The organism is Arthrobacter sp. JZ12, from assembly GCF_035189165.1.
Taxonomy (GTDB): domain Bacteria; phylum Actinomycetota; class Actinomycetes; order Actinomycetales; family Micrococcaceae; genus Arthrobacter_D.
This window is the reverse complement of the sequence record NZ_CP045246.1, coordinates 2,669,845-2,684,744: the sequence shown is the minus strand read 5'-3', so window position 1 is coordinate 2,684,744 and position 14,900 is coordinate 2,669,845. Positions and strand designations below refer to the sequence as shown.

Genomic DNA, 14,900 nt, shown 5'->3' with positions numbered 1-14,900 from the left:
CATCAGGAGCACTAATGTTCAGAAGCAAATCTGTGCGCGGTGCGCATCCCACAAGGAAGCGTGCTGCCGCTCTCACCGCCGGTGCCGCAATCAGCGCACTGCTGCTCAGCGGTTGTGTCCAGAGCCAGCGCGAGGAAGACGGCGGAGCGGGAGCCGAGGGGGAGGTCGATTCGACGTTCGTCTTCGCAGCGTCGTCCGACCCCGCATCGCTTGACCCGGCATTCGCTAGCGACGGTGAGTCGTTCCGTGTGAGCCGGCAGATCTTCGAAGGCCTCGTCGGCGTCGAGCCGGGTACTGCGGACCCTGCACCGCTGCTGGCGGAGTCCTGGGAAACCTCCGAGGACGGGTTGTCCACCACCTTCCAGTTGAAGGAAGGCGTCACCTTCCACGACGGCACGGAGTTCAATGCCGAGGCGGTCTGCTTCAACTTCGACCGCTGGTACAACTTCACCGGCCTGGCCCAGGCGCCTTCGGTCTCGTACTACTACAACAACCTCTTCCGTGGCTTCGCTGACTCCCCTGATGCCGCTGTCTACGAGTCCTGCGAGGTGAACGGGGACCTCGAGGCCACCGTCACCCTCGCCAAGCCCTTCGCAGGGTTCATCGCGGCACTGTCGCTCCCTGCGTTCGCTATGCAGAGCCCCGCTGCGCTGGAGGAGTTCGGCGCCGATGACATCGGCGGGTCCGCCGAGGCTCCGGAGCTGAGCGAGTACGCACAGGGTCATCCGGTGGGTACCGGACCGTTCAAGTTCGATTCCTGGAACGTCGGCGAGGACCTGACCGTCTCCGCCTACGAGAACTACTGGGGCGAGCAGGGCCAGGTCCAGACAGTGATCTTCCGTATCATTGACGACCCGCAGGCCCGCACCCAGGCGCTGCAGGCCGGAACCATCGACGGCTTCGACCTCGTGTCACCGGCCGACATCCCGGTGCTCGAGGAGGACGGCTTCAAAATCGTCGCCCGCGATCCGTTCACAATCCTGTACCTGGGCATCAACCACAAGGTCGAGGAATTGAGCGATCCACTGGTTCGCCAGGCTATTCACCACGCAATCGACAAGCAGGCGCTGATCGACCAGACCCTGCCCGAGGGCACGCAGTTGGCCACCCAGTTCATTCCGGACGTGGTTGACGGCTACAACGAGGACGTCACCACCTACGAGTACGATCCGGAGCGCGCGCGTGAGCTGCTCGCCGAGGCAGGGTACCCTGACGGCTTCGAGGTGCAGTTCAACTACCCGACCGACGTCTCACGCCCGTACATGCCTACCCCGGAGCAGGTTTTCACCAACCTGAGCGCCCAGCTGGCAGAGGTGGGTATCACCACCACTCCTGCACCGGATGTCTGGACTCCTGACTACCTCGACCGCATCCAGGGAACCGACAACCACGGCCTGCACCTTCTCGGCTGGACCGGTGACTACAACGACACGGACAACTTCATCGGCGTCTTCTTCGGACAGGAAAAGCCTGAGTTCGGCTTCGACAACCCGGAGCTGTTCGCAGCCCTCGATGAAGCCCGCGGCATGACCGACCGTGAAGAGCAGACCGCCGTTTACGAGGAGATCAACCAGCAGATCGCCGAGTTCAACCCGGCTATCCCGCTCGCGCACCCGGCGCCGTCGTTGGCATTCGCACCGCGCGTCGAGTCGTACCCGGCAAGCCCGGTCAACGACGAAGTATTCAACATGATCGAACTCAACGAGTAGCAGCACTGGCGGAGGGGCCGGCTTCATCGGCCCCTCCGCTTTCTTTTGCCCGCTCGCTCACCGTTGGGGACCCTGTTGAGAGGACATCGTGCTTCGCGTCATTGGTAAACGACTCGCCCTGCTGGTTCCCACCCTGCTAGGCCTGTCGATCCTGTTGTTCCTGTGGGTTCGCAGCCTGCCCGGCGGACCGGCAACTGCCCTGCTGGGCGAACGTGCAACGCCGGAAGCCGTTGCGCGCGTTAACGAGCTTTATGGTTTCGACCAGCCGCTGATCGTCCAGTACTTCACCTACATGGGGAAGCTGCTCCAGGGGGACTTCGGAACCTCGATCATCACCGGCCGTCCTGTGCTGGAGGAGTTCGCAACCCGTTTCCCGGCCACCATCGAGTTGAGCGTCGTGGCCCTGATCTTCGCCGTCGGCGTCGGAATCCCGCTGGGATACCTCGCCGCGCGGCACTACGGAAAGTTCCTGGATCACAGCTCAGTGGTTCTCAGCCTCATCGGCATCACCATCCCCGTGTTCTTCCTGGCCTTCATCCTGAAGTACCTGTTCGCGATCCAGTGGCCGATCCTGCCGCCTGATGGCCGACAGAACCCGCGGATCAACGCAACCCACTTCACCGACTTCTATGTTCTGGATGGCATCCTGACCGGGGAGTACGACGCCGCGTGGGACGCCTTCCTGCACCTCATCCTTCCCGGCCTGGCCCTGGGCACGATCCCGCTGGCAATCATCGTGCGCATCACCCGCGCGTCGGTGCTCGAGGTGCAGAACGCGGACTACGTCCGCACCGCCCGCGCCAAGGGGCTGCTGGAGAAGACCATCCGTGGCCGGTTCATCCTGCGCAACGCGATGCTCCCGGTGGTCACCACCATCGGTCTCCAAACGGGCCTGCTGATCTCCGGAGCGGTCCTAACAGAGACGGTCTTCGCGTTCAACGGGATCGGAAGCTTCCTGCGCGATGCGATCTTCGAACTGGACTACCCGGTGCTGCAGGGGTTCATCATCTTCATCGCGGTCCTGTACGCGCTCATCAACCTCATTGTTGACGTCTCGTACACCATCATCGACCCAAGGGTGCGTGTTCAATGAGCAACGTCCTGCCTCCCGCCGCAGGCGGATCCCTTTCCCCGGCCGGCGAACCATCACCGTCCGGCGAGCCGCAACTCACCGAACAGGGCGGAACCGGCCTCTGGCAGGACGCCTTCCACAGGCTCCGCCGCAACCCGCAGGCCATCGCCGGCGCCGTCATCATCGGCCTGTTCCTGTTGGTGGCCGCGTTGGCGCCCATCCTCGCGCCGTTCGGCGGTGAGGAACTGCCGGGCCGCACCGAAATCCGTCCCACGAGCATTCCCGGCCCCGGTGAGCTTCCGGAATACCCGTTGGGGCTAGACCGGTTCGGCGGCGACGTGCTCAGCAAGCTGATCTGGGGTGCCCAGGCATCGCTGCTGATCGGTGTGATCTCCACCGCTATCGGCCTGGTCGGCGGCATGCTGCTCGGGCTGCTGGCCGGCGGCATTGGGGGCTGGGTGGACAGCCTGATCATGCGGTTCGTGGACATCCTGCTTTCCGTCCCGAACCTGCTGCTCGCTGTCAGTATCGCGGCGATTCTCGGCCAGGGTCCGTACGCGGTGATGATTGCCATCGGAGCCTCGCAGCTGCCGATCTTCGCGCGGCTGCTGCGGTCCTCGATGCTGTCCCAGCGCAATTCGGATTATATTCTCGCCGCCCAGACGCTCGGGTTGAGCCGACGGACCATCACCATGAGCCACCTGCTGCCCAACAGTGTGGGACCGGTCATTGTGCAGGCCACGCTGTCGCTGGCAACCGCCGTGATCGACGCCGCCGCCCTGTCCTTCCTGGGCCTGGGCGGCGAACTGCCGCAGACCGCCGAGTGGGGGCGCATGCTGACCTACGCGCAGGCAGAGCTGGCGTCGTCGCCGTATCTCGCCTTCCTGCCCGGTGCCTGCATCGCCATCACCGCGCTGGGCTTCACGCTGCTGGGCGAGTCCCTGCGCGAGGCGCTGGATCCGAAGACACGCCAGAAGTAGCACCGCAAGCACCACCAGTACGACGACGGCCGGTCACCTTCCGCTGGAAGGTAACCGGCCGTCGTCGTACTTGCCTCCCAAAGGGCGACAAGGGGAGGGAAGGGCCTAGGCGATGTTGAGTTCGTTGCCCGGGATCGAGGCCAGAAGCTTGCGCGTGTAGGGGTGGCGCGGGTTCTGGAAGACCTCCTCCGAGCTGGCCGCCTCGACCAGTTCGCCGTCCTTCATCACGCACACGTAGTCGGAGATGAGCCGGACCACGGCGAGGTCGTGCGAGATGAAGAGGTAGCTCAGGCCCAGCTCGGACTGCAGGTCGCCGAGGAGCTTGAGGATCTGCGCCTGGACCAGCACATCGAGCGCGGAGACGGGCTCGTCGCAAATGAGCAGTTCGGGCTTCAGCGCGAGCGCACGGGCGATGGCCACACGCTGCCGCTGGCCTCCCGAGAGCTCCGACGGATACCGGCGAAGGGCGCTGTGGGGGAGGGCTACCTGGTCCATCAGTTCACGAACCCGCGCGGCCCGCTCCTTCTTGCTACCGCGGTTGTAGGCGTTGAGCGGCTCTTCGACGATCCGCCCGATGGTGAACATCGGGTTGAGCGAGGAGTACGGGTCCTGGAAGACAGGCTGGACCCGTTGGCGGAAATCGGAGAGCTGGGCCTTGTCCAGTGTTGCGACGTCCATGCCGTCGAATGTCATGGTGCCGGAGGTGGGCTCGATCAACTTCAGGAGCATGCGGGCCGTGGTGGTCTTGCCCGACCCGGATTCACCCACGATCGCAACGGTCTGCCCGCGCGGAATGTCCAGCGTCACGTTCTTCGCTGCGTAGAAGTCCTCTGCGCTGCCGCGCCGCTTGTACACCTTGGTGAGGTCGCGAATTTCCACAATGTTGTCGGTCGCCTTGGCTGCCTCGGTGGAGTCGGCCTCCGCCTGGTGCTCCTCGAACGCCGCCTGGGCGGCCGACACGCGCTGCTCGGCGTCCACATGGTAGGCGCCCGGACGCAGCCGCACGGCCGCGACGCTTGGGGCAGCGCGGACCAGCGACTGGGTGTAGGGATGCTTCGGGTCATTGAGCAGCTGTGCCGCAGGACCCGTTTCCACTACGCGGCCCCGGTGCATCACCACGAGGTCGGAGGCGCGCTCCGCGGCGAGCCCGAGGTCGTGGGTGATCAACAGGACGGACGTTCCGAGCTGTTCCGTCATGGTGTCGATCTGGTCAAGGATGGTGCGCTGGACGGTCACGTCCAGGGCACTGGTGGGCTCGTCCGCGATGAGCAGGCGGGGGCGGCAGGCAAGGCCGATCGCGATCAGTGCGCGCTGGCGCATACCGCCCGAGAATTCGTGCGGGTACTGCTTGGCGCGCTCGCCGGCGTCGGGAAGTCCCGCCGCGGACAGCACCTCGATCACGCGGTCCTTGACGTTCTTCTTGTCTGCAAGGCCATGCACCAGCAGGGTCTCGGCTACCTGCGTACCGATCTTCGCGACGGGATTGAGGTTGGACATCGGGTCCTGCGGGACCAGGCCGATGGACCGTCCCCGGATGGTTCGCATGGCGCTTTCCGGGAGGGGGACCAGGTCGCGGCCCTCGAACAGGATGCTGCCGGCGGTGACCCGGCCGTTGCCCGGGAGCAGGCCGATGCAGGCCATCGCCGTCGTCGACTTTCCGGAACCCGATTCGCCGACGATCGCGAGGGTCTTCCCGCGGTGCAGGGTGAAGTTGGCATCCTCCACCGCCGATACGTCTCCGTAAGTGGTGCGGAAGGTGACCGCCAAATTTTTGACCTGAAGCACGGGCGCGTCGTCGGCGTTCTGGAACCCGTTGTCGATTGAGGTGATCTCCGTCATAGGACTATCGTGCCTCAAAACCGCCGACCGTCAGGTCATGCCGCGGTGAGTTTCCGTACCAGGTGGTCGACGGCCAGCCGGTACCCGTCAACGCCCGCACCCACGATCACCGCATCGGAGACGGCCGACAGGTAGGAGTGGTGCCGGAATTCCTCCCGCCGGTGCACGTTGCTGATATGCACCTCCACGGTGGGCAGTCCGACGCCGGCGATCGCGTCCCGCAGGGCAACCGAGGTGTGCGTGTAGGCGCCGGCGTTGATCACGATGCCGTCGGCGGTGCCCGCCGCCGCGTGGATGGCGTCCACCAGCTCACCCTCGTGATTCGACTGCCTGCAGGTCACCGCCCAGCCGTGCGCGCCGGCGGCCGACGCGCAGAGCTGCTCAACGTCCTCGAGCGTGGAAGACCCATAGATCCCCGGCTCCCGGGTACCAAGCAGGTTCAGGTTGGGGCCGTTGAGGATCAGCAGGGTGGGAGTCGCCATGGCTTAACTATGCCCCACCGGTACCGTCTCTCCGCGGCGCAGGCGGGTTGCCGCCGTCGCACCCGCGAAGGTCACCAGGCTCATGACCGCCAGCACGACGCCGGGATGCCACCACGCTCCGTCGGTCGCCTCGCCGAAGACCTGGGTGAGGGACGGCGCGAAGCCGGCCACGATCGCTGCGAGGCTGTACGAGAAGGACAGCGCGGTGAAGCTGGTGCTCGGCTCGAACAGGTCGGCCATGAGTCCTCCGAGGGCGGCCCAGGCGGCGGTGGGAAGGATTCCGCCGAGCAGGATCGCCGTGACGTAGAGCGGGGCGTCGGCAATGCTGATGACCCAGTACAGCGGGAAGGCGATGAGGGCCGTTCCCAGCGCACCGATGGCCACTACTCGTGCCGAGCCGATCCGCGAGGCGAGCCACCCGAAAGCGGGAATGGTGGCAAGCTGCAGTAGCGAACCCACCAGGGCGGCGTTGAGCACGGTCTCCTCCGACAGCCCCAACCGCTCGGTCCCGTAGGCCTGGGTGTAGGACACCATGAGGAAGTAGGAACCGATTCCCAGCAGGGCAGAGGCTACGGCAACGACGACGGCGGCCGGTTGCGTGCGCAGCACGGTCACCAGCGGCAGGCGGACCTTGTCGCTGGACTGGAAGACGGGAGTCTCATCGATGGCGAGGCGGAGGTAGAGCGCGACCGCAAGGAAGGGGAAGGCCAGGAGGAACGGGATGCGCCAGCCCCAGGTGGCCATGACATCGGGCATGGCCACCGAGAGGATCAGGAAGATCAGCGAGATCAGCATGGTGCCCACGGGCGAACCGAGCTGGGGTATTGCCGCGTACAGGGCGCGTCGCCGGCCGCTGGCGTGCTCCGTGGCGATGAGGATCGAACCGCCCCATTCCCCGCCGAGGGAGAGGCCCTGCAGCAGGCGGAGGACGGTCAGGAGGATGGGGGCCCAGATGCCGATGACGCTGTAGTCAGGCAGCAGGCCCACTGCTCCGGTGGCCAGGCCCATCAGCAGGATGGTCCAGATCAGGGTCTGCTTCCGGCCGATGCGGTCGCCGAGGTGGCCGAACAGGATGGCACCGAGCGGTCGGGCTACGAAGCCCATTGCGAAGACCAGGAACGCGGACAGGGTACCGGCCAGCGGGTTCTGGTCGGTGAAGAAGACTTCGTTGAACACGAGTGCGGCAGCGGTGCCGAAGACGTAGAAGTCGTAGGACTCGAGTGCGGTGCCTACGAAGGATGCGGCTGCGGTACGCCGGGCCATTCCGGGGCGAACGGCCGGCGGGGTTGAGGGTGCGGTAGAGGTTGACACGAAGAAAGATTGTCCTCGCAGCCGCGGCTGAACAGCCAGCTTCCGGGGCCAACATCACAGGGCGTGTAGACCCGGCTCACATAGTTGTGGCCCGGCAGCGTTTCAAGCGCTGCCGGACCACCTAGATTTCGGGGCCGGAACCCTGTCAGCTACTTCCGCAGTGAGGCTGCGATCTGCTGCATGATTGTTGGGTCGGACAGCGTGGTGGCGTCTCCAACCTCACGTCCCTCCGCAACGTCCTTCAAAAGCCGGCGCATGATCTTGCCCGAGCGGGTCTTGGGCAGTTCAGGCACCACCAGGATGTTGCGCGGCTTCGCGATCGGCCCGATTTCCTTACCGACGTGGTTGCGCAGGGTGGCGACGATGTCGTCGTCTTGAGCTGCCGAGCCCCGCAGAATCACAAACGCCACCACCGCTTCACCGGTGGTTTCGTCAGAGGCACCGACGACGGCGGCCTCCGCCACCGCGGGATGGCTCACCAGCGCTGATTCGATCTCTGTGGTGGAGAGACGGTGACCGGAGACGTTCATGACGTCGTCCACCCGGCCCAGCAGCCAGATGTCGCCGTCCTCGTCGCGTTTGGCGCCGTCGCCGGCGAAGTACATGTTGTCGAACCGCGACCAGTACGTGTCCTTGAAGCGCTGAGGGTCTCCCCAGATACCGCGCAGCATGGACGGCCACGGTTCACGGACCACCAGATAGCCGCCGGATCCGTTGGGCACCGACTTGCCCATCTCATCCACCACGTCGACGGCGATTCCGGGCATGGCAACCTGGGCCGATCCCGGCTTGCAGGCTGTGACCCCGGGTAGGGGCGAGATCATGTGCGCACCGGTTTCGGTCTGCCACCAGGTGTCCACGATCGGGGCCCGGGTTTCCGAGCGTCCGCCGTTCCCGCCAATGACTTCGCGGTACCACATCCACGCCTCGGGGTTGATGGGCTCACCGACGGAACCGAGGACGCGGATCGAGGAGAGATCGAACTTCGCGGGAATGTCCCGCCCCCACTTCATGAAGGTGCGGATGGCCGTGGGAGCGGTGTACAGAATGGACACCTTGTACTTCTCGACGAGCTCCCACCAGCGGCCCTGGTGCGGTGTATCCGGTGTGCCCTCATACATGAGCTGGGTAGCACCGTTGACCAGCGGCGAGTACGCAACGTAGCTGTGCCCGGTGACCCAACCGACGTCGGCCGTGCACCAGAAGACGTCGGTTTCGGGGTGCAGGTCGAAGGTGTACTTCTGCGTGAAGGCCGTCTGCGTCAGATAGCCGCCCGTGGTGTGGAGGATGCCCTTTGGCTTTCCGGTGGTGCCGGACGTGTACAGGATGAACAGCGGATGCTCCGAGTCGTGCCCCGGGGCGGTGTGCTGGTCCGAGGCCTGTTCAACGACGTCGTCCCACCAGACATCCCGGCCCTCGGCCCACTCAACGGGTTCGCCGTTGCGCTTGACCACAACCACGTTCTCCACGGTGTGCCCGGGACGTTCCAGTGCGCTGTCGACGGCCGGCTTGAGCGGGCTTGGCTTGCCGCGGCGGTAGGTGCCGTCTGCTGTGACGACGAGCTTGGCCTCGGCGTCATCGATCCTGCTGCGCAAGGCGTCGGCGGAGAACCCGCCGAAGACCACCGAGTGGACAGCGCCGATACGGGCGCAGGCCAACATGGTGATGACGGCCTCGGGAATCATCGGCAGGTACACCGCCACACGGTCACCCTTGGCCACGCCGAGCGATTCGAAGGCATTCGCCGCCTTCTTCACAGCGGTAGTCAGTTCGGCGTAGGTATACGTGCGGGTGTCCCCGGGCTCGCCCTCGAAGTGGATGGCGACCCGCTCGCCGCGGCCCTGCTCCACATGGCGGTCCAGCGCGTTGTACGCGGCATTGACCTTGCCTCCGACAAACCACTTTGCGAATGGGGCATCCGACCAGTCCAGCGCCTCCGAGAAGTCCTCGTGCCAGGTCAGCAGTTCGCGCGCCTGCCGGGCCCAGAACTCGGGGGCATTCCTGCCCGCTTCATACATCTCCGCAGTGGCGATCGCGTTGGCCGCGAACTCCTCACTGGGAGGGAATCGACGCTCCTCATGCAGCAAATTCTCGAAAGCGTCACCCGCGCGAGTCTGGGTGTTTTCAGACATTGTGATCCCTTCGGCCAGTCAGTGCGTGCGCGGGCCGGAACAGACGGCAACGGCCCGCATATGTGCTGCATCCCACACTAGTCCCGGGCCCCGACAAATCGTGTGCCAGCCGTCACACCGCAGATGCGAACAGCCCTGATTCTGCGCCGAGCGGTGCATGGCAACAGTCGACATGACCGATGATGGTAGGAAAAGGAAGTACGCGTTGACTAGGGTTGTTCCAGAAATCAATCCGCTCAACGCCCTCGGCACACTAACTGCGGCATGCGCCGCTGTTATGAAACGGAGAAACCCGACATGACCGAACAGCGCCAGTACGACGCCGGTGCAGACCTCGCGCACAGTTCGTCGGTGCAGCACTCGGGCCAGTCCGAGACGCCGGCAGGATCTGCCTCAACGGCGCAGGCGGGCCCCGAAGCGGTTGCAGGACCCTTCACCCTGCGGGAAACGGTCATCGGCGTCTCCGTCCTCGTCATGTTCATCGGCACCATCCTTCCCTTCGTGGAGGGAGTCAACCTTTGGCAGACGTTCTCCCTGTTCTTCCTCGGCATAGGCATCCTTCTTCCCCTTGCCGCCCTGGCACTGCTGATCGGCCGGCGCCTAGGTTCGAAGCGCCTCCGGGTCGGATCGCTTTCGGTGGACCAGTTCGCGTCCGTTGTTGCGTCTTTCGCTGTGGTCTTCTTCTTCCTGCAGACCGTGACCACCTTCGGGATTGGTTCCTTCGTTGCGTTGCTTGGCTCAGTGGGTTTCTTAGCAGCAACCGTCGGCGGCCCCCATCTGGGAATCTTCAAGCCCGACTTCAAGGGACGCCCGTCATCGTCGGCGCATCCGATGGCACGCGAAATTCTTCCGGCTAGGCCGCGGCCCCAGAAGCCCGTGCCGGCGGAGACCGTCAGCGGCTGGACCGGCTCCACAGCGGGAAGTGCTGATTCGGCCGGAACCGGCGGCCCGAGCAGCACCGGCTACACCGCCGGATACGCCGTCGCCGGGTACGCGGCCGGTCAGCTTCCGGGTGCGGGTGAGAGGCAGGACCAGCACGCCGCTCCCGCCAGCCGGCAGGTACCTGCCGCCGAGGCAGGCGAAACGAAGGCTGAAGCCTCGGCGGAGCAGGAGAAGCCGGTCAGCGAGCCGGCACCCACAATGCCCGTGGCAAAGGGAACTCCCGAGGCTCACGGTGCAACCGCCGTCGCCTCCTCTTCCGATGCACAACGGGAGTCCGCACAGCAGGCAGCACCGGCGCCTACCATGGCGCAGCCGACGGTCGAAAAGGCAAGGCAGGAATCGGCGTCGCAGCCCGCCCAGGCTGCCGAACCCGCCCATCCCCAGACCGAATCCATCTCCGCCACGCGGGAGGCGGAGGATGAGGAACCTGTCCTGGAGGCCTTCTGGTTCGCCGTCGGTACCCCTCGCTCCGTGGTGGACGAGCAGACCGGCGCACCGCTGTTCGTTCTTCAGCCGGGCGACTGGGAGGTCGGAATCGAAGACCGCGGCCACGAGTTCCTGGTGCAGGACAAGCGCACCGGCCGGATCGGCGTTATGCGCGACCTGCGCAACATCGAGCGCGCACCGCGCGAAGGATAGGAATCGCGGGGCGGCAGGCCGGCGGGAAAGGACGAGGCGTGACCGAGACGCAGGCGTCACCGATCGCGCTGAAGCGCCGTGCACGCAGGATCCACCGTGAGCTGGCGGACGCCTACCCGTACGCGGTCGCCGAACTCGACTTCCGGAATCCGTTTGAACTGCTGGTTGCGACAGTGCTCTCGGCGCAGACAACCGACATCCGGGTCAACCTGACAACACCTGCGCTTTTTGCCCGCTACCCCAATGCGCGCAGCCTTGCCGAAGCGGATGAGACCGAGCTGCAGGACATGATCCGGCCCACCGGCTTCTTCCGCGCCAAAGCCCGTAGCCTGCTTGCGCTTGCCACCCGGATCGTGGACGAGTTTGACGGCGAGGTGCCCGGCCGCCTCGAGGATCTGGTTACGCTGCCCGGGGTCGGTCGCAAGACGGCCAACGTTGTGCTGGGAAACGCATTCGGCGTGCCGGGCATCACTGTGGACACACACTTCGGCAGGTTGTCCCGGCGCTTCGGCTGGACCGCCGAGGATGACCCGGTGAAGGTGGAGTCCGACGTCGGGAGCCTCTTCGAGCGCAGGGACTGGACCATGTTGTCCCATCGGGTGATCTTTCATGGCCGGCGGGTTTGCCATGCCAGGAAGCCGGCGTGCGGTGCGTGCCCGGTTGTAGCGCTGTGTCCGTCCTACGGTGAGGGCGAGGTGGATCCGGACAAAGCGGCCAAGCTGCTCAAGTACGAGCTGGCCCCGGGGCGCGAGGAGCTTCGCCGCAGGATGCTGGAGGGCGCTTCGCGGAGCGAGTTGCAGGCCGCCGGATTCACCCTGGGCGCATGAGCGCGTACTTGCAGCTCAAGGCGTTCGCTGAGCGCTCCGGCGTCCTCGGGCCGGGCGAGAATTCACGCGAGTCCTGGCAGGTGGTGGGCCTGAATGTTGCCACCGCCAGACCGGCTGCGGTGCTGATTCTCTTCGGCCGTCTGGATGACCGTCTGTCACACGCCCACTCCGATGCCGTCCCGGATGACCTGGACGTACTGCTCGTTGTCCGCGCCGGCTCACTGCGCAGCCATCCGGGGCAGGTGGCGTTCCCGGGCGGAAGGATCGACAGCGAGGATGCGACACCAACCGCGGCAGCTCTGCGAGAGGCAGAAGAAGAAACCGGACTGGATCCCGCGGGCGTTGAGGTGCTCGGGGAACTGCCACCGGTGGGCCTGCCGATCAGCAATCATCTGGTGACTCCCGTGCTCGCGTGGTGGTCTGCGCCCACCCCGGTGCGGGTAGTGGATCACGCCGAGTCTGCTCACGTGTTCCGTGCCCCGGTGGCGGATCTGCTGTCTCCGGCCGCCAGGTTCAATGCGGTGGTCCGACGGCAGGGCCGCAAGCATCTCACGCCGGCCTTCGACGTGGATGGCGTGGTGATCTGGGGATTCACGGGGTTGCTGTTGTCGCGGCTTTTCGACGGATTGGGCTGGACGCAGCCCTGGGATGAGGCGCGGGAACAGGACGCGCCCCTCTAGGCGGATTGCGGCGACTCTGCCTTGGCTGCGATTTCCGCAAGGTCCCTGGCCAATGCCTTGCGTGTCATTGCCATTCCGATCCTGCCGAACAGCATCATCATGAGCCGGCTGATCCGGGTGGGGTAAGTGAGCGCAGCGCCGAACGTCATGGTCAGGTCCGTTCCTCCGGAGCTTTCCGCCAGGGTGAAGCGAGTGGTGTAGTCGGCGCCGTTCTGCAGCGCCTTCACCGTGGTGCTGCGTGGTGCCTCTGCCTGTGCCACCCACATCTCCACCGTTTCCGAGCGGCCCATCATGGTTCGTGTCTCCTTCCACCGCGTCCCTTCCCGATACGGCCCGGCGCTCAGCATCTGTACTGACTGGACGCCCGACAGGGTTTGAGCGGACCCCTCGACGTCCGTGATGACGGACCAGACCCGTTCCGGTGAGGCGTGGATGTGCCGCGTGATGCTGGTGGTGTGACTCATGGGTCGAGACTAGCGTCGGCCACCGACAAAGGAGCTACTTCGCATCAGCGTAGGAATCGACCGCCACGACGTTCACGGGAAAGTCCACCGGTATCTCGCCGAACATCAGCCTCGCGGCAGCAGCGGACGCGTCGACAACTAGTCTGGAGACCTCTTTCGCCGTTTCCTTGGGCACATGCAGCATCACCTCGTCGTGCAAGAAGAAGACGATTTCCGCTCCGGCTAGCCGAGAGCTGTCGGCGCGCAGCCGCCGTCGTACCTCCGCAAGCCAGCACAGTGCCCATTCGGCAGCGGTTGCCTGCACCACGAAGTTGCGGGTGAAACGCCCGCGCGACCGGGCCAGCGCGTCTGCGCGCCGCTGTTCTGCGGCACTGGCTGTCCGCTGGGAGGCGAGCCAGCCGTCCGACGGCGGGGGACACCCGCGTCCCAGGAAACTGGACACGACGCCCCCTGCTTCGCCGGTCCGCGCTGCCGCCTCCACTACCGCGATTGCCTGCGGATACGCTCGCGTCAACTGTGGCATGAGGCGTCCGGATTCGCCGGTAGTGGCACCGTACATGGCACCCAGCATGGCAACCTTCGCCTTGGCGCGCTCACCGCCGAAGCCCTGGTCGGCGATCCCCTGGTAGAGGTCCCGGCCGCGTCCCGCGGAGGCCAGGGCGGAATCCCTGCCGAGCGCGGCGAGGACCCGCGGCTCCAGCTGCGCGGCGTCGGCCACGATCAGCACCTTACCGGGATCGGCCCGCACGGCATCACGGACCTGGCGCGGGATCTGCAGCGCACCACCACCACGGGAGGCCCAACGACCCGATACGCTTCCGCCCACAACGTACTCCGGCCGGAACCGCCCGTCGGCCACCCACGTGTCCAGCCAGGCCCAGCCGTTTGCTGACAGCAGCCGGGCAAGCTTCTTGTAGCTCAGCAGCGGTGGGATCGCGGGATGCTGTTGCCGCTGTAGCTCCCAGGACCGCGTGGAGGACACTTCGATTCCCGCCCGGTGCAGGGCCCGCAGGAGCTCCTGCTGCGAGTCCGGATTGAGCTGTGGGCTGCCCAGCGCAGTCCGTAATTCGCGTGCCAGGGCCTCGAGTCTGTCCGGGCGGCTGCCCTCGGGCGGACGGGGTCCCAGCTCCGAGCGGAGCAGCTCATCGTGAATGTCGGCGCGCCAGGGAATACCGTGAAACTCCATCTCTGCGGCAAGCAGCGCTCCCGCTGACTCCGCCGCGAGCAGGAGCGCCAGTCGGGCTGAAGCAGCGCTTTCCGCGACGGTCCGCTGTTGAGCGGCGAACTCCTCTGCCACTTCGAGGGCCGTCCTGCCCGTCTGCGGGGCCGCGGCGTCGAACAGGCTGCCCTGCATCGGAGATGGTGCGGCCGGCGGCAGGGCCCTGCCCACCCGAATCTCGGCGTCCTCTGCAGCCTGGACACGCAGTTGACTGGCGTAATCGCTCTCGGCGCAGGAAGGCGCGTAGCGCAGTACCTCCCGGCTCAGTGGGACATCAAGGCAACGTTCAACGGTAAGGCCTGCTGAGAGCATGACGGGGTACCAGGTGCGGGTGGAGTCCCAGACCCAACGGACTCCCGTCCTATCCAGCCTGCGCACGGTGTCCACCAGATCCTTAACCGGTACGACGACGGCATCTCCGGTCGGCTTTCCTGTCGCGTCGATCGGCAGGAACGCTACCTGCGCATCATCGGAGTAGTTGATGCGCTGTCCGCTCGACGGCGGCGCGAGGACGATGTACACCCTTTCCATTCTCCTGCAACCAGGGGGATCTCCTGCTCCTGCGCGGTGTCTGCACTGTTCCTGCGCTGAAGTTGTCCACATA

12 protein-coding genes are annotated in these 14,900 nt (G+C 65.7%); 6 read left to right on the top strand and 6 right to left on the bottom strand.

Features of this window, described 5'->3' with window-relative positions:
* Nucleotides 1-14: 14 nt before the first annotated feature.
* The 3 genes from GC088_RS12445 to GC088_RS12435 all read left to right on the top strand — a co-directional run bounded on the left by GC088_RS12445 (nt 15) and on the right by GC088_RS12435 (nt 3,761).
* Nucleotides 15-1,709, top strand: a complete 1,695-nt coding sequence (locus GC088_RS12445; RefSeq protein ID WP_323959308.1) for an ABC transporter substrate-binding protein — start codon at nt 15-17, stop codon at nt 1,707-1,709.
* A gap of 88 nt (nt 1,710-1,797) precedes the next feature.
* Nucleotides 1,798-2,802, top strand: a complete 1,005-nt coding sequence (locus tag GC088_RS12440) for an ABC transporter permease (protein ID WP_323959307.1) — start codon at nt 1,798-1,800, stop codon at nt 2,800-2,802.
* Complete coding sequence (locus tag GC088_RS12435; RefSeq protein ID WP_323959306.1) at nt 2,799-3,761, top strand: ABC transporter permease; 963 nt, start codon at nt 2,799-2,801, stop codon at nt 3,759-3,761. The genes GC088_RS12440 and GC088_RS12435 overlap by 4 nt, the downstream gene beginning before the upstream one ends.
* A 105-nt stretch (nt 3,762-3,866) precedes the next feature.
* Here the strand turns inward: GC088_RS12435 and GC088_RS12430 are convergent, their stop codons facing one another.
* The 4 genes from GC088_RS12430 to acs form a co-directional block, all read right to left on the bottom strand.
* Nucleotides 3,867-5,600 (bottom strand): dipeptide ABC transporter ATP-binding protein, encoded by a 1,734-nt coding sequence (locus tag GC088_RS12430; protein WP_323959305.1) that lies wholly within the window; start codon nt 5,598-5,600, stop codon nt 3,867-3,869.
* Between the two features lie 35 nt (nt 5,601-5,635).
* Nucleotides 5,636-6,082 carry a type II 3-dehydroquinate dehydratase gene (gene aroQ / locus GC088_RS12425; protein WP_323959304.1) on the bottom strand — a complete coding sequence of 149 codons (447 nt, stop codon included), beginning with the start codon at nt 6,080-6,082 and terminating at the stop codon, nt 5,636-5,638.
* 3 nt (nt 6,083-6,085) lie between these two features.
* The gene (locus GC088_RS12420; RefSeq protein WP_323959303.1) at nt 6,086-7,393 is read right to left on the bottom strand and encodes an MFS transporter; all 1,308 of its coding nucleotides are present in this window, start codon (nt 7,391-7,393) and stop codon (nt 6,086-6,088) included.
* A gap of 149 nt (nt 7,394-7,542) precedes the next feature.
* Nucleotides 7,543-9,525, bottom strand: a complete 1,983-nt coding sequence (acs, locus tag GC088_RS12415; protein ID WP_323959302.1) for an acetate--CoA ligase — start codon at nt 9,523-9,525, stop codon at nt 7,543-7,545.
* Between the two features lie 297 nt (nt 9,526-9,822).
* On the opposite strand from acs, the gene GC088_RS12410 reads away from it, so the two are divergent.
* Genes GC088_RS12410 through GC088_RS12400 form a run of 3 tightly spaced genes read left to right on the top strand, consistent with a single transcriptional unit; the run spans nt 9,823 to nt 12,613 of the window.
* Complete coding sequence (locus tag GC088_RS12410; RefSeq protein WP_323959301.1) at nt 9,823-11,106, top strand: hypothetical protein; 1,284 nt, start codon at nt 9,823-9,825, stop codon at nt 11,104-11,106.
* Between the two features lie 38 nt (nt 11,107-11,144).
* Nucleotides 11,145-11,933: an endonuclease III gene (gene nth / locus GC088_RS12405; protein WP_323959300.1), complete on the top strand. Its 789-nt coding sequence runs from the start codon at nt 11,145-11,147 to the stop codon at nt 11,931-11,933.
* On the top strand, nt 11,930-12,613 hold the full coding sequence (locus tag GC088_RS12400; protein ID WP_323959299.1) for an NUDIX hydrolase: 684 nt from the start codon (nt 11,930-11,932) through the stop codon (nt 12,611-12,613). The genes nth and GC088_RS12400 overlap by 4 nt, the downstream gene beginning before the upstream one ends.
* Here GC088_RS12400 and GC088_RS12395 read toward each other — a convergent pair.
* Together GC088_RS12395 and GC088_RS12390 are read right to left on the bottom strand one after the other, a co-directional pair.
* Nucleotides 12,610-13,077 carry an SRPBCC family protein gene (locus tag GC088_RS12395; protein ID WP_323959298.1) on the bottom strand — a complete coding sequence of 156 codons (468 nt, stop codon included), beginning with the start codon at nt 13,075-13,077 and terminating at the stop codon, nt 12,610-12,612. The genes GC088_RS12400 and GC088_RS12395 overlap by 4 nt on opposite strands.
* Nucleotides 13,078-13,111: 34 nt before the next feature.
* Entirely contained in the window at nt 13,112-14,827 is a 1,716-nt protein-coding gene (locus GC088_RS12390; protein ID WP_416377463.1) for a bifunctional 3'-5' exonuclease/DNA polymerase, read from the bottom strand.
* Nucleotides 14,828-14,900: the final 73 nt, after the last annotated feature.

Bases quoted from the DNA above. Each gene is read 5' to 3' on its own strand.
- GC088_RS12410 (WP_323959301.1), top strand. From the start codon at position 9,823: ATGACCGAACAGCGCCAGTACGACGCCGGTGCAGACCTCGCGCACAGT.
- GC088_RS12430 (WP_323959305.1), bottom strand. From the start codon at position 5,600: ATGACGGAGATCACCTCAATCGACAACGGGTTCCAGAACGCCGACGAC.
- acs (WP_323959302.1), bottom strand. From the start codon at position 9,525: ATGTCTGAAAACACCCAGACTCGCGCGGGTGACGCTTTCGAGAATTTG.
- GC088_RS12435 (WP_323959306.1), top strand. From the start codon at position 2,799: ATGAGCAACGTCCTGCCTCCCGCCGCAGGCGGATCCCTTTCCCCGGCC.
- GC088_RS12395 (WP_323959298.1), bottom strand. From the start codon at position 13,077: ATGAGTCACACCACCAGCATCACGCGGCACATCCACGCCTCACCGGAA.
- aroQ (WP_323959304.1), bottom strand. From the start codon at position 6,082: ATGGCGACTCCCACCCTGCTGATCCTCAACGGCCCCAACCTGAACCTG.
- GC088_RS12390 (WP_416377463.1), bottom strand. From the start codon at position 14,827: ATGGAAAGGGTGTACATCGTCCTCGCGCCGCCGTCGAGCGGACAGCGC.
- GC088_RS12445 (WP_323959308.1), top strand. From the start codon at position 15: ATGTTCAGAAGCAAATCTGTGCGCGGTGCGCATCCCACAAGGAAGCGT.
- GC088_RS12400 (WP_323959299.1), top strand. From the start codon at position 11,930: ATGAGCGCGTACTTGCAGCTCAAGGCGTTCGCTGAGCGCTCCGGCGTC.